The 21499-nt window shown below is 68.2% G+C and carries 19 protein-coding genes and 1 pseudogene; 12 read left to right on the forward strand and 8 right to left on the reverse strand.

Features of this window, described 5'->3' with window-relative positions:
• Positions 1-760: pseudogene (locus tag AC1RQC_RS36565) on the reverse strand (hypothetical protein); the annotation flags it as partial.
• A 112-nt stretch (positions 761-872) separates the two neighbouring features.
• On the opposite strand from AC1RQC_RS36565, the gene AC1RQC_RS36570 reads away from it, so the two are divergent.
• Positions 873-1028: a hypothetical protein gene (locus tag AC1RQC_RS36570; protein ID WP_492387226.1), complete on the forward strand. Its 156-nt coding sequence runs from the start codon at positions 873-875 to the stop codon at positions 1026-1028.
• Between the two features lie 101 nt (positions 1029-1129).
• On the opposite strand, the gene AC1RQC_RS36575 is transcribed toward AC1RQC_RS36570, so the two are convergent.
• Together AC1RQC_RS36575 and AC1RQC_RS36580 are read right to left on the reverse strand one after the other, a co-directional pair.
• A complete protein-coding gene (locus AC1RQC_RS36575) occupies positions 1130-2356 on the reverse strand; it encodes an acetate/propionate family kinase (protein WP_492828043.1) in 1227 nt (408 codons plus the stop codon).
• Between the two features lie 85 nt (positions 2357-2441).
• Positions 2442-3383: a phosphate acetyltransferase gene (locus tag AC1RQC_RS36580; RefSeq protein WP_492375301.1), complete on the reverse strand. Its 942-nt coding sequence runs from the start codon at positions 3381-3383 to the stop codon at positions 2442-2444.
• 323 nt (positions 3384-3706) lie between these two features.
• Between AC1RQC_RS36580 and AC1RQC_RS36585 the strand changes: the two genes are divergently transcribed.
• The 5 genes from AC1RQC_RS36585 to AC1RQC_RS36605 all read left to right on the forward strand — a co-directional run bounded on the left by AC1RQC_RS36585 (position 3707) and on the right by AC1RQC_RS36605 (position 8781).
• Positions 3707-6055, forward strand: a complete 2349-nt coding sequence (locus tag AC1RQC_RS36585) for a DUF3141 domain-containing protein (RefSeq protein ID WP_492375309.1) — start codon at positions 3707-3709, stop codon at positions 6053-6055.
• Between the two features lie 51 nt (positions 6056-6106).
• On the forward strand, positions 6107-6886 hold the full coding sequence (gene fabI, locus AC1RQC_RS36590; RefSeq protein ID WP_492375302.1) for an enoyl-ACP reductase FabI: 780 nt from the start codon (positions 6107-6109) through the stop codon (positions 6884-6886).
• Between the two features lie 118 nt (positions 6887-7004).
• Positions 7005-7247 carry an RNA recognition motif domain-containing protein gene (locus tag AC1RQC_RS36595; RefSeq protein WP_150988598.1) on the forward strand — a complete coding sequence of 81 codons (243 nt, stop codon included), beginning with the start codon at positions 7005-7007 and terminating at the stop codon, positions 7245-7247.
• Between the two features lie 110 nt (positions 7248-7357).
• Complete coding sequence (locus AC1RQC_RS36600) at positions 7358-8161, forward strand: TOBE domain-containing protein (protein WP_492375303.1); 804 nt, start codon at positions 7358-7360, stop codon at positions 8159-8161.
• 101 nt (positions 8162-8262) lie between these two features.
• Positions 8263-8781 (forward strand): class IV adenylate cyclase, encoded by a 519-nt coding sequence (locus AC1RQC_RS36605; protein WP_492375304.1) that lies wholly within the window; start codon positions 8263-8265, stop codon positions 8779-8781.
• 21 nt (positions 8782-8802) lie between these two features.
• On the opposite strand, the gene AC1RQC_RS36610 is transcribed toward AC1RQC_RS36605, so the two are convergent.
• The 3 genes from AC1RQC_RS36610 to modA all read right to left on the reverse strand — a co-directional run bounded on the left by AC1RQC_RS36610 (position 8803) and on the right by modA (position 11139).
• Positions 8803-9525, reverse strand: a complete 723-nt coding sequence (locus tag AC1RQC_RS36610; protein WP_492375305.1) for an ATP-binding cassette domain-containing protein — start codon at positions 9523-9525, stop codon at positions 8803-8805.
• Between the two features lie 6 nt (positions 9526-9531).
• Positions 9532-10203 carry a molybdate ABC transporter permease subunit gene (gene modB, locus AC1RQC_RS36615; protein WP_492375310.1) on the reverse strand — a complete coding sequence of 224 codons (672 nt, stop codon included), beginning with the start codon at positions 10201-10203 and terminating at the stop codon, positions 9532-9534.
• Positions 10204-10335: 132 nt separating this feature from the next.
• Positions 10336-11139 carry a molybdate ABC transporter substrate-binding protein gene (gene modA / locus AC1RQC_RS36620; protein WP_492375311.1) on the reverse strand — a complete coding sequence of 268 codons (804 nt, stop codon included), beginning with the start codon at positions 11137-11139 and terminating at the stop codon, positions 10336-10338.
• Positions 11140-11421: 282 nt separating this feature from the next.
• Between modA and AC1RQC_RS36625 the strand changes: the two genes are divergently transcribed.
• Positions 11422-13548, forward strand: a complete 2127-nt coding sequence (locus AC1RQC_RS36625; protein WP_492375306.1) for a bifunctional 2',3'-cyclic-nucleotide 2'-phosphodiesterase/3'-nucleotidase — start codon at positions 11422-11424, stop codon at positions 13546-13548.
• Positions 13549-13591: 43 nt separating this feature from the next.
• Positions 13592-14407: a tetratricopeptide repeat protein gene (locus tag AC1RQC_RS36630; RefSeq protein ID WP_492886365.1), complete on the forward strand. Its 816-nt coding sequence runs from the start codon at positions 13592-13594 to the stop codon at positions 14405-14407.
• A gap of 848 nt (positions 14408-15255) precedes the next feature.
• On the opposite strand, the gene AC1RQC_RS36635 is transcribed toward AC1RQC_RS36630, so the two are convergent.
• Positions 15256-16239, reverse strand: a complete 984-nt coding sequence (locus tag AC1RQC_RS36635) for a tripartite tricarboxylate transporter substrate binding protein (RefSeq protein WP_416047749.1) — start codon at positions 16237-16239, stop codon at positions 15256-15258.
• Between the two features lie 73 nt (positions 16240-16312).
• Positions 16313-18079, reverse strand: a complete 1767-nt coding sequence (gene araD, locus AC1RQC_RS36640; protein ID WP_492375835.1) for an L-arabinonate dehydratase — start codon at positions 18077-18079, stop codon at positions 16313-16315.
• Between the two features lie 257 nt (positions 18080-18336).
• Between araD and AC1RQC_RS36645 the strand changes: the two genes are divergently transcribed.
• The 4 genes from AC1RQC_RS36645 to AC1RQC_RS36660 all read left to right on the forward strand — a co-directional run bounded on the left by AC1RQC_RS36645 (position 18337) and on the right by AC1RQC_RS36660 (position 21455).
• Positions 18337-19404, forward strand: a complete 1068-nt coding sequence (locus AC1RQC_RS36645; protein WP_492375834.1) for a LacI family DNA-binding transcriptional regulator — start codon at positions 18337-18339, stop codon at positions 19402-19404.
• Positions 19405-19498: 94 nt separating this feature from the next.
• Positions 19499-20440 carry a 2-hydroxyacid dehydrogenase gene (locus tag AC1RQC_RS36650; protein ID WP_492375833.1) on the forward strand — a complete coding sequence of 314 codons (942 nt, stop codon included), beginning with the start codon at positions 19499-19501 and terminating at the stop codon, positions 20438-20440.
• Positions 20441-20554: 114 nt separating this feature from the next.
• The gene (locus AC1RQC_RS36655; protein WP_006160277.1) at positions 20555-20749 is read left to right on the forward strand and encodes a DUF1059 domain-containing protein; all 195 of its coding nucleotides are present in this window, start codon (positions 20555-20557) and stop codon (positions 20747-20749) included.
• A gap of 157 nt (positions 20750-20906) precedes the next feature.
• Positions 20907-21455: a nucleoside 2-deoxyribosyltransferase gene (locus tag AC1RQC_RS36660; RefSeq protein WP_492375832.1), complete on the forward strand. Its 549-nt coding sequence runs from the start codon at positions 20907-20909 to the stop codon at positions 21453-21455.
• Positions 21456-21499 lie beyond the last annotated feature (44 nt).

Genomic DNA, 21499 nt, shown 5'->3' on the forward strand with positions numbered 1-21499 from the left:
GCAACGGATCGTCGGGTAGCGGCTCTTCGTCCGGCAACAGTGACTCGTCCAGCGGTAGCTCCGGCGGCAACACGAGCGACGGCGCGGGCTCATCGAGTGGTGGTGGCTCGTCGGGTAGTGGTTCATCGTCCGGCAACAGTGGTTCTTCCAGCGGTAGCTCCGGCGGCAACACGAGCGATGGCGCGGGCTCATCGAGCGGTAGTTCGTCGAGCGGCGGCTCCTCGTTGTCGAGCGGCAGTGGCTCTTCCGGCGGTAGCTCCAGCGGTGGCGATACGTCGAGCGGTGCTTCGAGCTCGCCGAGCGGCAGCTCCTCGTCGTCGAGTGGCAGCGGCACGTCCGGCGGTAGCTCCAGTGGTGGTGGTACGTCGAACGGTGGTTCGGGTTCGTCGAGCGGCGGCTCTTCGTCGTCGAGTGGTAGCGGCTCGTCGTTGTCGTCGAATAGCAGCGGTTCGTCCGGCGGTAGCTCCAGCGGTAGCGATACGTCGGGCGGTGGTTCGGGTTCGTCGAGCGGTAGCTCGTCGTCCTCGAGCGGCAGCGGCTCGTCCGGCGGTAGTTCCAGCGGCGGCGACACATCGAACGGTGGTTCGAGCTCCTCGAGCGGCGGCACCTCGTCGTCAGGCAGCAGCGGCTCATCCGGCGGCAACGTCAGCGGTGGTGACGCATCGACCGCCGCCGCAGGTTCGAGGGCGCCTGCCGACGATCCGCATGGCATCACGGTCACGGTGAGCCTGAAGGCAACTGGCAATCCGTCGGACCTCATTGCAGTGTCGGTGCCAAAGGATATGGCCAGGCCAGGCAGTCACTTCCGGTTTGCGTTGCCCGCGCAGGCAATTCCTGGCGCCGCGAATGGTGCCGAGGTGAGGGTGACGCAAATGGACGGAACGGCCTTGCCGGCATGGCTGCGCTTCGCGTCGCCATCGCGCGCGTTCACGGCGACGTCGTTGCCGGCTTCGGCCCTGCCGCTGCAGGCGGTCATGACGGTTGGCGAAATGCGCATCCCGCTCGTCATCACGGAGCGGAACCAGTAATTGACGTCGATGGAGGGGGAGAACAATGCGGGGGCGGGGCGCGCCGAATCCGCATTGCAAACGCAGGCCGTTCGCGCGCTAGCGCTAGCGTCTCGGGAGCACTACGCTAGCGCGTTCTGCTCCATCATGATGCGTGCGGTATTCAGCGCGATCATGCCTTCCTCGTCGGTAGGCAGTACCAGGACCGGCACGCGGCTGTTGTCGCGGCTGATGCGCTGGCGGTTTTCGTTGTTGGCGCCCGCGTCCAGGCTGATGCCGAACAGCTCTGCCAGCCGCGCGCAGATCTTTTCGCGCACGGGCGGCGAGTTGGCGCCGATGCCGGCGGTGAACACCAGCGCATCCAGGCCGCCCAGCGTGGCAGCCAGCTTGCCAATTTCCTGCGCCGCGCGATAGGCGTAGAAATCGATCGCCAGGCGCGCGCGCGGCGCGTCGCTGGCCAGCAGGGCGCGCATGTCGCTGCTGACGCCGGACAGTCCCTTCAGCCCTGACTCCTGGTACAGCATCGTCTCGATATCCTTGGTGCTCATGCCTTGCTGCGACAGCCACAGGATGGCGCCGGCATCGATGGCGCCGCAGCGCGTGCCCATCGGCAGGCCGTCGAGCGCGGTCAGGCCCATGGTGGATTCCACGCTGCGCCCGTCGCGCATGGCGCACAGGCTGGCGCCGTTGCCCAGGTGCGCCACGATCACGCGGCCCTGTGCCAGGTCGGGCGCGATCTGCTGCAGGCGGCGCGCGATGTACTCATAGGACAGGCCGTGAAAGCCGTAACGGCGGATGCCGCGTTCGAAGTATTCGTAAGGCAGCGCCAGCAGTTGCGCCAGCGGGTCGTGCCCGGCGTGAAAGGCGGTGTCGAAGCAGGCGACCTGCAGCAGCGCCGGCGCGGCGGCGCGCACCGCGCGGATCGCCGTGAGGTTGTGCGGCTGGTGCAGCGGCGCCAGCGGGATCAATGCTTCCAGCTTGGCAATGACGTCGTCGTCGATCTTCACGGCGGCGGAGAAATCCGCGCCGCCATGCACCACGCGATGGCCGATCGCCACCGGCGGCGCATCGCGCAGGCCGATGCTGAGCACCAGCCGGATCAGGCGGAAGGCTGCGTCGTGATCGGCCACCTGCGCCACCGGAAAGCGTTCGTCCGCGACGATGCGGCTGTCCGCCATGCTGGCGGTCAGTCGCGGCGACACGCCGATGCCTTCGATCTGCCCGTGCGCGCTGAGCACCGGGTTGATGTCGGCATTGGCGTGCGCGGCCTCGGGCACGGCGTACACCGAGACCTTGACGCTGGAGGAGCCGGCATTGACGACGAGGATGGTGGGATGGGTGGCGCTCACGCTGGCAAGCCTCCTTGTGACGTTGACTGTGACGTTGACTGTGACTGGGACGGCGACTGGGACGGCGACCGAGACGCCGGCGCGTTCAGATCTTGCTGGACGTCTGGCCAGTGCGGCGCGCATGCGCCAGCAGCACGGCAATCGCGCAACTGCCGATGCGCGCGCGCACGCTGTCGGCGCGGCTGGTGAGGATGATGGGCACGCGCGCGCCCAGCACGATGCCGGCGGCTTCGGCGCCGGCCAGGAAGGTGAGCTGCTTGGCCAGCATGTTGCCGGCTTCCAGGTCGGGCACGAGCAGGATATCGGGATCGCCCGCGACCTCGGAGACGATGCCCTTTGTCACCGCGGCTTCATGGCTGATCGCGTTGTCGAACGCGAGCGGGCCGTCGAGGATGCCGCCTTCGATCTGGCCGCGCCGGCTCATCATGCATAGCGCGGCCGCGTCGATGGTGGAGGGGATCTTGTCGGTCACGGTTTCCACCGCTGAGAGGATGGCCACCTTGGGGCACTCGATGCCCAGCACGCGCAGCAGGTCGATCGCGTTGCGGCAGATATCGGCCTTGTCGTTGAGCGTGGGAAAGATATTGACGGCGGCGTCGGTGATGAACAGCGGCTTGTGGTAGCTCGGCACGTCCATCGCAAACACATGCGAAAGGCGCCGCCCCGTGCGCAGGCCGGTGGCGGACGCGGTGACTTCGTGCAGCAGCTCATCGGTGTGCAGGCTGCCCTTCATCAGCAGCTCGGCCTCGCCCGCGCGGATTGCCGCGACGGCGCGCGCGGCGGCGGCATGGCTGTGCGGCACGTCGATCAGCACGCTGTCGCCAAGGTCCAGCGCGTTGGCGTCGGCCACCTGGCGGATGCGCGCTTCGGGCCCGATCAGCAGCGGCACGATCAGGCCCAGGCTGGCCGCCTGCAGCGCGCCGCCGAGCGAAGAAGCATCGCAGGGATGCGCCACCGCGGTGGGAATGGCGGGCAAATCCTGGCAGCGCGCCAGCAGGACAGAGTACTTGTCGGGCGTGTGGGTCATCGGCGTTCCGGTGCGTCGGGGTTGCGGTGCGACCGCGCGGACATGCTGCGTCGCGCAAAAACAAAGGCCAGTATAGGCGATGTTTCCTTCGGCACGATGACATTGGCGTGTACCTTGCGCCAGGTCATCCCGGCCCCGGATCCGCCCATGCAGCGGGTTGTCAAGCACGATGCGGACTGGTAGATTGTGCTGTGCTGCAGGGCAGCAATTCCGTGCGATCGCCTGGAAACGACTGCCTTCGGCGCCACACCGTAGAACGTAGAAGGGGAAGCCGAGTGAACGCACGTGATCCCGCCATCCATGCCGGCAGCGCCGCCGCTGGCATGCCACCGCTCTTGTCCGATGCGTGGTCCTACGCGCATGACGCTTGGCAGCGCGCCATCCTGTTGCTCGACATCCTGCGCGAGCGCGGCAACCAGACCTTCGAGCACGAGCGCGAGGGCATGCCGCCGGTGCTGATCTTCGAGCACGAGGTGGTGATCGACGCGCGCACGCTGGCGCAACCCGCCAACTACGCGCTGCTGCGCATCCTGCCGCCGCCCGGCATCGTCACCGACGACACCAAGCGGCCCTTCGTGGTGATCGATCCGCGCGCCGGGCATGGCCCCGGCATCGGCGGCTTCAAGATCGACAGCGAGATCGGCATCGCGCTGCGCAGCGGCCATCCCTGCTACTTCGTCACCTTTTTCCCGGTGCCTTGCCCGGGCCAGACCATCGAGTGCGTGGCGCGCGCCGAAGCGCTGTTCCTGCTCACCGTGGCCGAGCGTCATCCGCAAGCACAGGGCAAGCCGTTCGTGATCGGCAACTGCCAGGGCGGCTGGGCACTGATGATGCTGGCAGCCGCCGCGCCGGAACTGGTCGGCCCCATCCTGCTGGCCGGTTCGCCGCTGGCCTACTGGTCAGGCGTGCGCGGGCGCAACCCGATGCGCTACAGCGGCGGGCTGCTGGGCGGCTCGTGGCTGTCGTCCTTGACTTCGGATCTCGGCAATGGCCGCTTTGACGGGGCCTGGCTGGTGCAGAATTTCGAGCAGCTCAATCCATCCAATACGTACTGGAAAAAGCTCTACGACGTCTATGCGCAGGTGGATACGGAGCGCGAGCGCTTCCTGGCCTTCGAGCGCTGGTGGGGCGGGCACTTCCTGCTCAACCGTGCCGAGATCGACTGGATCGTGCAGAACCTGTTCGTTGGCAACCACCTCACCGCCGGCGAGGTGCGCAGCGCGGATGGCAGCGTCGCGGTGGACCTGCGCAATGTGCGCTCGCCGATCGTGGTCTTTGCTTCCTGGGGCGACAACATCACGCCGCCGCAGCAGGCGCTGAACTGGATTCCCGATCTCTACGCCAGCGTCGACGAGATCGTCGCCAACGACCAGGTCATCGTCTACTGCCTGCATGAAAAGGTCGGGCACCTCGGCATCTTCGTCTCGGCCGGCGTGGCCAATCGCGAGCACACCGAGCTGTTCTCGGCGCTGGACCTGATCGACGTGCTGCCGCCGGGGCTGTACGAGGCGCGCATCGAAGACATCGCGCCGGGCACCTCGCACCTGGAACTGATCGAAGGCCGCTACCTGATGCGCTTCGAGCGCAGGACCATCGACGACATCCTCACGCTGGACGATGGCCGCGACGACGAGCGTGCGTTCGAGGTGGTGCGCCGCGTGGCCGAAGTCAATCAGCGCCTGTACGACACCTTCGCCTCGCCGGCGGTGCAGGCCGTATCCAACGAGCTGAGCGCCTACGCGATGCGGCAGATGCACCCGGCGCGGCTGGAGCGCTCGCTGGCGTCGGACGCGAATCCGTGGATGGCGTGGATCGCCGCGCTGGCGCCGTCGGTGCGCGAGGCGCGCCAGCCGGTGGCGCCGGACAATCCCTTCGTCACGCTGGAGCGCGCGGTGTCCGACACCATCGTGCGCACGCTCGACGCATGGCGCGACCAGCGCGACGCCTTCCAGGAGCAGCTCTTCGAGGCGTTGTACCAGTCGCCATGGCTGTCCGCGCTGATGGGCTTCTCGCCTGGCGCCGAAAAGCGCGGCCCGCCGCCGCTGAGCGCTGCGCTGCGCCAGGAACTGGCCGCGCGGCGCATCCATGAGGCCGAGGCGGGGATCGAGCAGGGTACGCCGCTCGATGCCTTTATGCGCATCCTTTGCTTTGTGGCGGACGAGAACACCAGCATCGAGGAGCGGCCTTTCAACCTGATGCGGCAGATGGCGCGCGAGCACCTGGAGCAGCAGCCGGACATCGCCACGGTCAAGGCCGCGGTCAGGCGGCAGAGCATGATCGTGGGGCTGGACGCCGGGCGGGCCGTGGCCGCGCTGCCGCTGCTGGTGCCGGACAGCGCGCTGCGCCATCGCATCATGATGGCGATCCATCGCATCGTGACCGTGGTGGGGCCGCTCGAAGGCGCCCGCCTGGCGCGCTACCGCGAGGTGGCGCGCGCGCTGGGCACCGACCATACCGCGCGGCAAACCGCGCAGCCCGCCGCCGCGGCGCCCCTGGCGCCCACACCCGTGGAAACGCCGCGCACGGTGCGCAAAGCCGCTTCGCCGGAAGCCAGCGCACGCGTTCGCAAGGCAGGCACGGCTGTGGCCGGCGCGGCCAAGCCCGGCAAGGTGGCCAAGCCTCTCAAGGCGGTCAAGCCTTCGGCGCGGCGCAACGTCAAGACAGGCACCTAAACCAGGCGGGCGGCGCCATCGGGGCCGCGCATTCATTAAGCGAGGGACATCATGGTGCAAGTACCCAATCCCCCATTGCTGGGCGCGCGCGTGCTGGTGGTCGGCGTGGCCAACGCGGATTCCATCGCGTGGGGCTGCGCGCGGGCCTTCCGCGAGCTTGGCGCCGAGCTCGCGATCACCTATCTCAACGACAAGGCCTACCCGCATGTGGCGCCGCTGGCGGAATCGGTGGGCGCGACGATCCTGATGCCGCTCGACGTGGAGGACGCGGGCCAGGAGCAGGCGCTGTTCGAGCGGATCACCCGGCAATGGGGCCAGCTCGACGTGCTGGTGCACTCGGTGGCCTTCGCGCCCAAGGACGACTTGCAGGGCGGGCTGCTCCATGCATCGGCGGCCGGCTTCGCGCGGGCCATGGACGTGTCCTGCCATTCCTTCGTGCGCTTGGCGCGGCGCGCGGTGCCCCTGATGCGCGCGGGCGGCAGCCTGTTCGCCATGAGCTACGAGGGCGCCAACCGCGTGGTGCCGAACTACAACCTGATGGGCCCGGTCAAGGCGGCGCTGGAGGCCTCCTGCCGCTACCTGGCGCACGAACTCGGCCCGAGCGGCATCCGCGTGCACGCCATTTCGCCGGGGCCGCTCAAGACCCGCGCGGCGTCCGGGCTCAAGGATTTCGAGCAGTTGCTGGCGGATGCCGCGGGCCGCGCCCCGCTGGGCGAGCTGGTCGACATCATGGACGTGGGCTTTGCCACCGCCTACCTGGCGACGCCCTACGCGCGCCGGATTTCCGGCAACACCGTGTACGTGGACGGCGGCGCGCACATCATGGGCTGACTGCCGCCGAGGGCGCGATGCGTGGCCCACGGCCCGCGTCGGGCCGCCTACAATGAGCTAGACAACGCAGGCACGCGCTGAGCGCCACGTGCGCGCTGCCTCATATCGGGAGCAAGACATGAAGGTACTCATCCGGGGCCTGCACCGCGATGTGACCGAACAGATGCTGCGCGACAAGCTGGCGACCTACGCACCGGTGACGTCCGTGGAACTGATGCGCGAGGGCGATCCGAACCACCCTTGGGCCTGGGTCGACCTGGATATCGATGCTTTCAAGGCGTGGCGCCTGCTGCGCCAGCTGGATCGCCAGTACTTCGCCGGCAGCATGATGCGCTGGTATATCCCGGCTCACCAGGGCTGATGCGCTGGCAAGTTGAGGCCGGGCGGCTGCCGCGCGCCGCCGCGCTTTGGCATTAAGATAAGCGGCTTCTGCCACTTTGCTGCGCTGCCACGCGGTAGCGCCATTCCCGCATGCTAGAACTCGACGGCGCGATCTGGTTTCGTTCAGGGTCCCAGGACTGGGGCGGGCGCGAGCGCATCGCCCTGCTGGCCGCGATCGGCGAGCACGGCTCGATCACCGCTGCCGCCAAGGCGGTCGGGCTGAGCTACAAGGGCGCCTGGGATGCCATCGACGCCATGAACAACAGCGCGGGCGAGCCGCTGGTGGTGCGCGCCGCCGGCGGCAAGGGCGGCGGCGGCACCGTGCTGACCGAGCGCGCCGCCAGCCTGATCCGCACCTACCGCGCGCTTGAGCACGAGCACCGGCTCTTTGTCGAACACCTCGCCAGCCTCGGCAACGTCAGCGAGACGGCGCAGGATGACCTTCACCTGATGCGGCGTTTCATGATCAAGACCAGTGCACGCAACAAGCTCTTCGGCAAGGTGGCTGCGATCCGCGGCGGCGCCGTCAATGACGAGGTCACGCTGTCGCTCGCGGGCGGCCAGCATGTGGTCGCCACCATCACCCACGAAAGCGTGGAGACGCTGGGCCTCGCACCCGGCGCCGAAGCCTTCGCGCTGATCAAGGCTTCCTCGGTCCTGCTGGGGCTGCCCGATCCCGGGCTGCGGCTTTCGGCGCGCAACCAGTTGCCTGGCAAGGTGACCCGCGTGCTGCCGGGCGCCGTCAATGCCGAGGTGGCGCTGGAACTGGATGGCGGCGGCACCGTGGTCGCCATTGTCACCAACGACAGCGTGAGCGCGCTGGGGCTTGCCGAGGGCAGCCGCGCGCTGGCGATCTTCAAGGCGTCGAGCGTGATCCTGGGCACCATGGGCTGAGCCTGGCGCGTGCTGGAGATCGTCATCGGCATCACCATGTGGATGATTGCCGCCAAGCTGCTGTTTGCCTGATTTTCTGAATTCCCGAGTTACCGACGACCATGCCAAGCAACATAGAAATCAAGGCGCGTATCGCCAGCGTGGACGCGCTGTTGCCACGGGTCGCGCCGCTGGCCGACCATGGCCCCGAGCTGATCCTGCAGGACGACACCTTCTTTGCCTGCCCCAACGGGCGGCTCAAGTTGCGTGTCTTTCCGTCCGGCGAAGGCCAGTTGATCTTCTACGCGCGCGCCGACCAGGCCGGGCCCAAGGAGAGCCACTACATCCTCTCGCCCACGGCCGCGCCCGATTCCCTGCGCGCCGCACTGGCGGCGGCGTGGGGCGAGAGCGGGCGCGTGCGCAAGGCGCGCACCTTGTTCCTGGTGGGCCGCACGCGCGTGCATCTGGACCGCGTGGAGGGGCTGGGGGATTTCCTGGAGCTGGAGGTGGTGCTGGCCGACGGCGAGCCGGCCCAGGCCGGCATTGCCGAGGCGCATGCGCTGCTTGGCAAGCTGGGCATAACGCGAGGGCAATTAATCGAAACCGCTTACGTCGACCTGCTGCGCGCGGCCGGGGCCTGAGTTGGCCTCACTGAGCCCGCCTCAGACCACGTGCGCCGAGACGGGCGCGTACACCTGCGGATGCCCCTTCACGGGCGCGGCGCCAAAGATGCGGCCTTCGCGCACTTCCAGCACATGGTCGCCGAGGGCCTCCACGTCGTCGGGGTCGTGCGAAATCACCAGCATGGGCACTTCCAGGCTGGCTTGCAGCGCGCGCAGCTCGGCGCGCATGCGTATGCGCAGCGCCGGGTCCAGCGCGGAGAACGGCTCGTCCAGCAGCACGATATCGGGCCGCGCCGCCAGCGCGCGCGCCAGCGCGGCGCGTTGTTTCTGGCCGCCAGAGATCTCGCCGGGATAGTTGCCGGTGATCGCGCCAAGGCCAAACGCATCGATCCAGCGCTGCGCTTCCGGGTGGTGCGTATTGCGGCGCGGGTTGCGCCAGCCCCGCTCCAGCCCGAAGGCGATGTTCTGCGCGACCGTCAGATGCGGGAACAAGGCGTAGTCCTGGAACAGGTAGGCCACGCGCCGCTCCTGCGGACGCACGTTGACATGTGTCTCACTGTCGAACAGGGTGCGGCCGTTGAGCACGATGCGGCCGCTGTCCGGCGTGAGCAATCCGGCGATGGCGCGCAGCGTCAGGCTCTTGCCCGCGCCGGAGGGGCCAAACAGCGCAATGCGCTTGCTTTGCGAATCGAAGGCGATATCCAGCCCGAACCGGCGGTCGGCGGAACCAAGCTGCTTGCGTACGGTGACTTGCATGGTCATGGCGGCCTACCGGTACATTTTGCGGGTGGGCGGCACCAGCCGCCCGGCGGCCACCAGCAGCACCACGCAGGTGAGGGAAGTGACCAGCACCAGCACGTTGGCGGTGTTGTCGTCGCCGGCCTGCACGGCTTCGTAGATGGCGACCGACAGCGTTTGCGTGCGCCCGGGCAGGTTGCCCGCCACCATCAGCGTGGCGCCGAACTCACCCAGCGCGCGGGCAAAGGCCAGCAGCACGCCGGCGATGATGCCGCGCGACGCCTGCGGCAGCGTCACGCGAAAGAAGATGCCGGCCTCGGACGTGCCGAGCACGCGCGCGGCGTCCTCGAGCTGCGAGTCAACCCCTTCGAAGGCGGCGCGGGCCGACTTCAGCACCAGCGGGAAGGCCACGATGGTGGAGGCCAGCACCGCGCCTTGCCAGGTAAAGACCAGTTCGATGCCGAGCCGGCCGAGCCACTCGCCGAACACGCCGCGGCGCCCGACCAGCACCAGCAGGTAGTAGCCGAGCACGGTCGGTGGCAGCACCAGCGGCAGCGTGAGCAGGGCGTCGACCACGTCGCGCGCGGCCGATCGCCAGCGCGACAGTGCAAAGGCCGCGCCCACGCCCAGCACGGCGTTGAGCACAGTGGCCCAGCCCGCGACTTTGAGCGACAGCGACAGCGGGACCCAGACAGCTTCCAGGGAGGTCATCAGCATAAACGCCTGCCGGCGGAGCCAGGCAGGCGGCAAGGTGGATTCAGGTTGGCGGCGCGCCCGGGCGCCGGGGCCGCGGGCAAGGATCAGGGATTATGGCTTGCGGCCTACGGCTACGGATTACGGCTTGAGAAAACCATACTTGGCCAGCACCGCCTGCCCTTCCGGTGACGTCACGTAGCCGAGGAATGCCGCGGCTTGCTCGGGCTGCTTGGAGTGCGAGGTGATGGCGATCGGATACGTGACCGGCTGGCGCGTCGGTACCCGCAGCGCCACTTTGACCTTGTCCGGCATGATCGCCGCATCGGTGGCGAACACGAAGCCGGCATCGACTTCGCCACGGGCCACGTAATCCAGGCTCTGGCGCACGTTTTGCGCCATCACGCCCTTGGCCGAGACCGCATCCCACACGCCCGCTGCTTCCAGCGCGCCCTTGGTATAGCGGCCCACCGGCACCGACGCCGGGTTGCCGAAGGCCACGCGCTTGAACTCGGGGCGGGTCAGGTCCTGCAGCTTGCCCGCTTCCAGCTTGCTGTCAGCCGGCAGGATCAGCGCGAGCTGGTTGGCGGCGAAATCGCGGCGCGACGCGGGCTGCACCACGCGTTCGGCCACGGCCTTGTTCATCGCGTCCTGGTCGGCCGAGGCAAACACATCGGCCGGCGCGCCATTGACGATCTGCTGCATCAGCACGTCGGAGGCGCCGAAGTTGAGGATCACCTTGGTCTGGGGGTGCACGCGTTCGTAGGATTCGGCGAGCGACTTGAAGGCATTGGTCAGGCTGGCCGCGGCGGAGACCACCAGGTCTGCGCCGAAGGCGGCCGGGGCGGACAGCGCCAGGGTGGCGGACAGCAGCAGGCCGGCCGCCAGCGAGGCGGCGCGCGGCTGGCGGGACTGGGCAGGCAACGCAGCGGAAATCGGGAGCATGGACATGGCGGGGCGCGGGTGGCCGGAAGCGGGTTGGATAGCAGGCGAGCCAGGCCGGAATGTGCCCGCCAGATGTGCCCGCCAAATGCGCAATATATGACGGTATATAACGCGGCGTCAATGGCACATTGGGTTAGGACAGGGCATATCGGCGGGCCGTGCGGGTGCGCCTGCTGCCGGCGGCCCGCCGTCACGGTGGTGTAACGCGCGCGTCACTCTGTTGCCATTTGCGCTCGGGACAATGTCCGGCTCCAGGCACAACAAGAAAGAAGGGAGCCACAAATGCACCGCTGTCCGACCGACGTTCTATCCGCGCGCGCCGCACCCGCTTCGTCCCCGATCCTCGCCGTGCCCACCGTGGCCGCGCTGGGCGCCGCCATCGTGGCCACCGTGCTGCTGGCCGCCTGCGGCTCCGATGACAGCCCCGCCAGCCCCGGCACGGGCACGGGTGTCACGCCGCAGGCCGATAGCGTCTCGGCCGGCACCAAGGCCACACTGGCCTTGCTGGAAACCACCGACCTGCACACCAATGTGCGCAGCTACGACTACTTCAAGCTGGCCGAGGACAAATCCTTCGGCTTCGAGCGCGTGGCAACCCTGATCAAGCAGGCGCGCGCCGAGTTTCCCAACACCCTGCTGCTGGACAACGGCGACACGATCCAGGGCACCGCGCTGGCCGATTACCAGGCCCAGGTCAACCCGCTCAAGTGCGGCGAGACCCTGGCCATGTACAAGGTGATGAACGCGGCCAGGTTCGACGGTGGCGGCATCGGCAACCACGAGTTCAACTACGGCCTGGGCTATCTGAACCAGGTCACGGGCAACCGCTTCAACGTGGATGGCCTGCCCGACCCGACCGTGCAGACGCCGTGCGCCGGGCCGGCCTTCCCGCAGGTGCTGGCCAACGTGTACAGCGTGCGCACGCGCGCGCCGCTGTTCCAGCCGTACACCATCATCACCCGCCAGATCACCGCCACCGGGCCCGACGGCAACACCGTCACGGTGCCGGTCAAGGTCGGCATCATCGGTTTCACGCCGCCCGCGATCATGAGTTGGGACAAGCGCTGGCTCGACGGCAAGGTCTACACCGAGGGCGTGAAGGAAACCGCCGAGAAGTTCGTGCCGGAGATGCGCGCCAAGGGTGCCGACCTGGTGGTGGTGATCTCGCACGGCGGGCTCGATGCCTCCGCGTACTCGCCCACCATGGAGAACGGCAGCTGGCACCTGTCCAAGGTGGCCGGCGTGGACGCCATGCTGATCGGCCACTCGCACCAGGTCTTCCCCGATGCCACCAGCACGGTGGCGCAGTTCAACCTGCCGGGCGTGGACAAGGTGCGCGGCACGGTCAACGGCGTGCCTACCGTGATGGCCGACTACTGGGGCCGCCGCCTCGGCGTGATCAAGTTGCAGCTCGCGCATGACGGCAATCGCTGGGTGGTTGACAAGAGCGCTACCACGGTCCAGGCGCGCTCGATCCAGAATGCCGACAAGAGCTATGTGGCGGCCGATGCCAGCGTGGCGGCCGCGGTCGATGCGGAGCACCAGGCCACCATCGCCTACGTGAAGACGCCGATCGGCACCACCGACTACCGCATGAGCACGTACTTCGCCGACGTGGGCGATCCCGGTGCGATCCAGATCGTCAACCAGGCGCAGGCGGCTTACGTGAAGGACTACATCGCCGCCAACCTGCCGGCGCTGGCCGCGCTGCCGGTGCTGTCCGTCTCCGCGCCGTTCAAGAGCGGCTTTGGCGGGGGCAATGACTACACCGACGTGCAGTCCGGCAACCTCGCCATCAACAATGCAGCCGATCTCTACCTCTACCCCAACACCATCTACGCGGTGAAGGTGAGCGGCAATGACGTCAAGGCCTGGCTGGAGACCGCCGCCAAGCGCTTCAACCTGATCGATCCGGCCAAGACCGCCGACCAGCCGCTCATCAGCAGCTTCCCCGGCTATAACTTCGACATGTTCACCTCGCCCGACCTGCAGTACGAGATCGACGTGACGCAGCCGGAGGGCAGCCGCATCAAGAACCTCGCGTACAAGGGCGTGCCGCTCGACGCCAGCCAGCAGTTCATCGTGGCCACCAACAATTACCGCGCCAGCGGCGGCGGCAATTTCCCCGGCCTGGACGGCAGCAAGACGGTCTACGCCTCGCCGGACGCCAGCCGCGATGTGCTGATCGCCTACATCAAGAAGGCCGGCGCCATCACGCGCGCCATCAACGGCGGCGCGCGCAGCTGGCGCTTCACCAAGGTGGCCACGGCCGGCAAGGTGGTGTTTGCTTCCGCGCCAGGCCAGCTGGCGCAGGCGCAAGCCGCAGGCCTGGCCAATATCGCGCTGGAGCAGGCGAGCTACGACACCACCAAGAACCTGTCGCTATACAGCGTCGACCTCAACCAGTAAGGCGGCAATGACCACGGCAATGAGCACGGCAACGAATACGCCAATGAAGGGAACGACGGCGCCGGCATGCGGTGCGCCTGTGCGTCGCCACGGGCGTCAGCGCCGCCTGCATCCGGTCATCGCTGCGGCGCTGGTGGCGGTCGCGGTGGCGGCCGGCTGCGTGGGCGGGGCATCGGCGTGGCGCGAGCATGCCAGCGCGCGCCACGCGCAGCTTGCCCAGTGGCAGACGCGGGCCGGCTCGGCCGGCGACGAAGAGGCGCTCGCGGCGCTGCGCCAGGCGGCGCGGGCGGGGGAGGGCGCGGCCCAGGCCTCGCTTGGCGAAGCGTTGTGGGCAAGCGGGGATGCGGCGGCGCATGCCGAAGGCCGGGACTGGCTGAAGCAGGCCGCCGGGGCGGGCGATGCGCGCGCGCATTTTGTGCTGGGCAAGGCGGCTTTCCTCGGCGAGGCGCAGCGCGCGCCCAACGCTGAGGCGGCCTGGCACCACTTCGAGCTGGCCGCCGCGGCGGGCGATACCGGGGCTGCGTACTACCTCGGCTTGCTGCACCGCGGCGGCTATGGCCGCGCGCCGGACCCGGCCGCGGCCGCGCGCTGGTTCGAGCTGGCCGCCGATGCCGGCGTGCCGCAGGCGATGTTCATGCTGGCCAATGCCTATCGTGAAGGTGCAGGCGTGCCGCGCGACGAGGCCCGCGCGGTAGCGTGGTACGAGGCCGCGGCCGAGCGCGAGCATCCGGAATCGATCCAGGCGCTGGCGATGGCCTATCGGTATGGTGAGTTGGGGTTGAAGCGGGATGAGGGGAGTTTTCGCGCGCATCTGGCGGAGACTGCGCATGCGTTGAAGCATCCGGCTTTGAGTCCTTGATTCAATGAGTCTTTGAGCTGGGGCGGATGGGGCGTTGGAGGCTGTAGCCCGCTGACGCGGGGGTGTCGCTTGTGGGCGGGGTTTTACGGCTTCTAGCTGCTGTCGCGGCTGTACGGTGTTGGCCGTTTTAGAACGTGTGAGATGTCACTTCTCTTTACTCGTAAAGAGAAGTAACCAAGAGAAAGCGATCCTTGCAGGAGGCTGGCGTGGCGTCGTTGGGGATCCCAATGGTTTCGTCGTACGGCCCCGGGTGCTAATGGCCTCGTGCCGTTACCGGTTCAGAGCACCACGACCCAGCCAATGCCCAGGGTTTCGTGGTGGTCCCCCCGGTAGCGGCCACCACGAACTTCAAGCCGTCTGTCGCTCGCGGGGTGACCGGCCACGAAGTTGCAAGCGTCCCGTTTCCGTCGTGGGCGCGGTGGCACCGGATTGATAGGCCGAAAAATCCTTCCACCGCGCCCACCCCACCACGAAACCATCACGGCGTGATATATCGTGAAACTTTGCACCGGTACCGGCAGATGGATGAATGCGCAGGGATGCCGCTACCGAGCAGCCTCACCACGAAACCAGCGCCATCCGCAGGATCGTGGCCACTCAAACCGGTAACGGCACGAGGCCATTAGCACCCGGGGCCTGACGGCGAAACCACCGGGCTGCGCAATCCCAATAAGCCAGCCTCCTGCAAGGATCGCTTTCTCTTGGTTACTTCTCTTTACGAGTAAAGAGAAGTGACATCTCACACGTTCTAAAACAGCCAACACCGTACAGCCGCGCCAGCAGCTAGAAGCCGTAAAACCCCGCCCACAAGCGACACCCCCGCGTCAGCGGGCCACTCCGCTACCAGTTCAATCAATCCTGATATCCGCAGCCTTAACCACCTTCGCCCACTTCACGATCTCGCTGCGCTGGAACTCCGCAAACTCCCCGGGCGACATCCCCGACGGCTCCATGCCCAGCTTCTCCAGCCGCGCCTGCATATCCGGCGTCTTGATGATCGCTGAGATCTCCTTGTACAAGCGGTCCACGATCGGCTTGGGCGTATTTGCCGGCGCAAAGATCGCTTGCCAGGATTCCAGCTCGTAGCCACTGACGCCGGCTTCGGCCATCGTCGGCACATTCGGCATGCTCTTGATGCGCCTGGCGGAAGTCACGGCCAGCGCCCGCAGCTTGCCCGAGTCGATATGCTGGGCGGCCACCACGGTCGTGTCGAACATCATCGGCACCTGCCCCGCCATCACGTCCTGGATCGCCGGGCCGCTGCCCTTGTAGGGAATGTGTGTGATCTTGATGCCGGCCAGGCTCTTGAACAACTCACCGGCCAGGTGCTGCGAGGTGCCGTTGCCGGCGGATGCGAAGGCGAGCGTATCCGGCTTGGCCTTGGCTTCGGCCACGATGTCCTTCACCGTCTTGAACGGGCTGCCGGCGCTGACTACCAGCACATTGGCATTGGTGCCGATCAGCGTGATGGGGGCGAAGGACTTGACCACGTCGTACGGCATCTTCGGGTACAGGCTGGCATTGATCGCGTGCGAGCTGATGGTGCCGCCGAGGATGGTGTAGCCATCTGGCGCGGCCTTGGAGGCGTAGTCGGAGCCGATATTGCCGCCGGCGCCGGGGCGGTTCTCCACCACCACGGTGGTGCCGAGCGCCTGGCCCAGGCGCTGGCCGATCAGGCGCGCCAGGGTGTCGGTGGTGCCCCCGGGCGGGAACGGCACCACGTAGGTGATGGGCTTGCTGGGCCAGCTGGCCTGGGCGGATGCGCTCAGCGGGAGGGCGGCGGCAGCCAGGGTCGCCGCGGCGGCCAGCAGCGCAAGGGCTTGGCGTTTCATGGGGTGGGGTCTCCTCGGTTCTTATTGGGGTGGTGAAGCGATGGCGGGGCGATGGTGGGACGCTAGTTAAGCGCTAGTGGATCTCCGGCTCGCCGTCCTCCGGGGCATCGACCGGTTCCAGGAAATCAAAGTCGCAGCCCTTGTCCGCCTGGCTGACGTGGCGCAGGTAGAGCTTGCCGTAGCCGCGCTCGAACTTGGGCACGGGCGCGACCCAGGCGGCGCGGCGGCGCGCCATCTCGTCGTCGCTGATCAGCAGGTTGAGCTTGCGGGCCGGCACGTCCAGCTCGATCAGGTCGCCGTCGCGCACGAAGGCGAGCGGGCCGCCCACATACGATTCCGGTGCCACGTGCAGCACGCACGCGCCGTAGCTGGTGCCGCTCATGCGTGCATCCGAGATGCGCACCATGTCGCGCACGCCTTGCTTGAGCAGCTTCTGCGGAATCGGCAACTGGCCCCATTCCGGCATGCCGGGTGCGCCTTGCGGGCCGGCGTTCTGCAGCACGATCACGCAGGTGGCATCGATGTCCAGCGCCGGGTCGTCGATGCGGGCGGCCATGTCGTTGTAGTCGCGGAACACCACGGCGCGCCCTGTGTGGCGCAGCAGGTCCTGCTGCGCGGCCGGGGGCTTGATCACGGCGCCGTCCGGGGCGAGGTTGCCGCGCAGCACGGCCAGCCCGTCGCTGGCTACCAGCGGCTTGTCGCGCGGGCGGATCACGTCGTCGTTGAACACGCGGGCGCCTGCCAGGTTCTCTCCCAGCGTGCGGCCATCGACGGTGAGCGTGCCGGTATCGAGCAGGTCGCCCATCTGCGCGAGCATCGCGCGCAGGCCGCCGGCGTAGTAGAAGTCTTCCATCAGGTACTGGCCCGACGGACGGATATTGGCCAGCACCGGCGTGCTGCGTGCCAGTTCGTCGTAGCGATCCAGCGATAGCGCATGGCCGGCGCGGCGCGCCAGTGCGATCAGGTGGACGATGGCGTTGGTGGAGCCGGACAGCGCCAGCGCGGTGCGCACGCCGTTGTCGATGGCGGCAGGCGTGACGATCTCCGATGGCTTCAGGTCCTGCCACACCATCTCGACGATGCGCCGGCCAGACAGCGAGGCCATTTGCGCATGGCGCGAATCCGGCGCGGGGATCGACGAGGCGCCGGACAGGCACATGCCGATGGCCTCCACCACGGCCGTCATGGTCGATGCCGTGCCCATCGTCATGCAATGCCCCGGCGAGCGCGCGATGCCGTCTTCGATGCCCTGCCAGTCCTGCTCGGTGATATTGCCGGCGCGCAGCTCGGCCCAGTACTTCCACGTATCCGAGCCGGAGCCCAGCGTCACGCCGTTCCAGTTGCCGCGCAGCATCGGCCCGGCCGGCACGAAGAGGGTGGGCAGGTCCATCGCCAGCGCACCCATCAGCAGGGCAGGCGTGGTCTTGTCGCAGCCGCCCAGCAGCACGCAGCCATCGGCAGGGTAGGAGCGCAGCAGTTCCTCCGTCTCCATCGCCAGCAAGTTGCGGTAGAGCATGGTGGTGGGCTTCTGGAACGGCTCGGACAGGCTCATTGCCGGCATTTCCACCGGGAATCCGCCCGCCTGCCAGATGCCGCGCTTGACCTCTTCGGCGCGCTGGCGGAAGTGGCTGTGGCAGGGGTTGATGTCGCTCCAGGTGTTGATGATGGCGACAACCGGCTTGCCGGCGTAGTCGGCGCGGCTGTAGCCCATCTGCGCGGTGCGCGAGCGGTGGCCGAAGGCGCGCAGGTCGTTGGCGCCGTACCAGCGGTGGCTGCGCAGTTCCTCGGGCTGCTTGCGGGGCCGGTCTTGCGGCTTCTTGCCGGCGGGGTTCGTGGGCATGGGCTGTCTCCTCTGATCGGTAGCGTCGTGGCGACGTCTGCTTTTCTTGTCTGGCCCCGGCGGGCGGCCGTCCTGCTTCTCCAGCGCCGAAGACAGCAGATGATAGCGCTGTCATTTGTCGCCCACAACGCATGCGTGCTCGGGGTTAACCCGTCGCGCACTCCCGCATCGCGGCCCGCGGCGCGGCGCGGGCGCTATCATGGCGCCCATGCCGGCCCTGCGCCCAGCCGGCTTTTTCCGCTTCCTTCACCACATTCATGGCCTCATCCCGTAAGCCGACCGCTCCTCGCACCGCCCCTCGTTCCGCGCCCACGCCAGCCCCTGCCGGCCGCGCCACCGGCAGCGTCACGCTGGCTGACGTGGCCAAGATCGCGGGCGTCTCGCCGATCACCGTGTCGCGCGTGGTCAACCAGCCCGGGCTGGTCTCGGCGGGCACCGTGGCGCGCGTGCAGGAGGCCATCCAGCGCACCGGCTACGTGCCCAACTTGCTGGCCGGCGGCCTGGCCTCGCGGCGCAGCCGGCTGATCGCGGCCATCGTGCCGACCATCGCCAACTCGATCTTTGCGGACACCATCCAGGCGCTGACCGATCGCTTCTCGCAAGCGGGCTACCAGATGATGCTGGGCCTGTCCGGCTATGCCGCCACGCGCGAGCAGGACCTGCTGGCCGCCATCCTTTCGCGCCGCCCCGACGGCATCGTGCTGACCGGCATCGCGCACACCGCCGACACGCGCCGGCGCCTGCTGGCCGCGCGCGTGCCGGTGGTGGAAACCTGGGACATCACGCCCACGCCGATCGACATGCTGGTGGGTTTCTCTCACGAGAAGGTGGGCCAGACAGTGGCCGAGTTCCTGCATGCGCGCGGCTATCGCAAGCCGGCCATCCTGTCGGCCAGCGACCAGCGCGCTGAGTCGCGCCGCCTGGGCTTTCTCGACGCGTTCGGCCGCCACGGCATCACGGAAGTGCCGAGCAGCATCGTGCCCGCGCCGTCCAGCCTGGGGCTTGGCCGCGAGGGGCTGGCGCGGCTGCTCGACGGCGGCGCGCAGCCGGACGTGGTGTTCTGCAGCTCGGACACGCTGGCGCAGGGCGCGCTCTCGGAAGCCTGCGCGCGCGGGCTGAAGGTGCCGGAGCAGCTCGCGGTGATGGGCTTTGGCGATCTCAACTTTGCCGCACATACCTACCCGGCGTTGTCGACCGTGCGCATCGACGGCCCGGCCATTGGCCGCACCGCTGCCGAGTGCCTGCTGGCCCGCATCGACGGGCGCGAAGTGGGGGAGCGCATCATCGACCTGGGGTTCGATGTCATCCAGCGCGAGAGCGCCTGACTCCCGAGCCTGGGCGCTGCCCTGCGGCGCGGCTCCGGACGCGTTATGATTGCGCTACCATCCAACGTTGCATTTTTCCCCTCGCCTCGCATCCATGTCCCAAGCCACGCTCATCCAGATCGGCCCGCTCGCGCCGCAGATCAATTCCCGCCTGCGCGAGCAGTACCAGGCCGTGCCGCTGTGGGAGCAGCCCGAGCCGCTGGCGTGGCTGCGCGAGCACGCGCAGCAGGCGCGCGTGGCGGTGACATCGGCGCGCCACGGCATTACCGCCGAGGCCATCGCGGCCATGCCCAGGCTCGCAGCCATCGTGAGCTTTGGGGTCGGCTATGACTCGATCGCGCTGGACGCGGCCCGCGCGCGCGGCATCCAGGTCAGCAACACGCCCGACGTGCTCAACGACTGCGTGGCTGACCTCGCTTTCGGCCTGCTGCTCGACGCCGCCCGCGGCATCGCCCATGGCGACCGCTTCGTGCGCGCCGGCAAGTGGGGCAAGGACAACTTCCCGCTGACCACCCGCGTCTCCGGCAAGAAGCTCGGCATCCTGGGCCTGGGTCGCATCGGCGAGAAAGTGGCGCAGCGCGCCACCGGCTTCGGCATGGATATCGCGTACCACAACCGCCGGGCGCGCGCCGGCGCGCCGTGGCGCCACGAGCCTGACCTGAAGGCGCTGGCCGGCTGGGCGGATTTCCTGGCCGTCACCTGCGTGGGCGGCCCCGAGACCGAAGGGCTGGTATCGGCCGACATCATCGAGGCGCTGGGCCCCAAGGGCATCCTGGTCAATGTGTCGCGCGGCAGCGTGGTGGACGAAGACGCGCTGGTGGCGGCCCTGCGCGACGGCCGCCTCGGCGGCGCCGGGCTGGACGTGTTCCGCGCCGAGCCGGAAGTGCCCGAGGCGCTGTTCGCGCTGGACAACGCGGTACTGGCTCCGCACGTGGCCAGCGGCACGCATGAAACCCGCGCGGCCATGGCCGGGCTGGTGTTCGACAACCTCGATGCGTTCCTTGGCACCGGCAAGGTGATCACGCCGGTACTCTGACGCGCTGACAGGCCTCGCCCGCGCACGGCGCCGGTCCTATACTGGATCAGGCGGTGGATCAGGCGCCCGCCGCCCCGGCGGCGCCATCTCACCCTCGCGCGTCAGGAGGCAATGATGGGACGCAAATATATCGATTGCCGCGAGTTTCCGAGCGAGTCGAAGTGCACGGTGGCATTGAGCGCCGACACCGAAGACGAACTGCTCGAAGTCGCGGTCCAGCATGCGGTGCAGGTGCACCAGCACCAGGATGGCCCCGAACTGCGGCAGATGCTCAAGGGCGCATTCAAGGATGGCTCGCCGCCCGCGTGAGCACGGGAACGCAGGAACGCAGGCCGCCGCCTGGCGAGGGCGGCGACCTGCCGTTCAGGTTCAGGTTGACGTTGGGTTTGAAGTGGACGCTGTAGCCATCACGTCAAACACATGCGCTATTCTCACTGGCGTCAACGTCCGCCACCCCGCCACGTCAATGAAAACCATCTATCTCGCCGGCTTCGACGTATTTCGCAAAGACGCCATCGCCTACGGCGAGGCCCTCAAGGCCCGCTGCGCCCATTACGGCTTCCTTGGCCTCTATCCCCTCGACAAAGCCGCCCCGGCCGGCCTTTGCGGCCCCGACACCGCGCGCTGGATCTACGAGGCGAACATCAACCTGCTGCGCCGCGCCGACATGGTGATGGCCAACCTGGACGATTTCCGCGGGCCGGGCGAGCCGGACTCGGGCACGGCATTCGAGGTGGGATTCGCGATCGCGCTGCAAAAGCCGGTATGGGGCTACAGCAGCGACCGCGGCACGTTGCTGGACCGCGTGGCCGTTGCCGCCGATGAAACGCACGGCAAGGGCGAACGGCTCGATGCGCGTGGCTTCGTGGTGGAGGACTTCGGCCTGAGCAAGAACCTGATGCTGGCCTGCTCGGCCAAGCTGGTGGCGGGAGACGCTGAGGCCTGCCTGGCGGCCATGGCCGAGTCGGAGCGGCGGCGCAGTTGCCGGGGCGCGCCGGCGCCGGCGGAGGATTGATTCCGGCGCGGGCGGGACCTGCATCCCGCCGCGCCGCTACTTCT

It is taken from the genome of Cupriavidus sp. GW822-FHT03E04 (genome assembly GCF_058801495.1).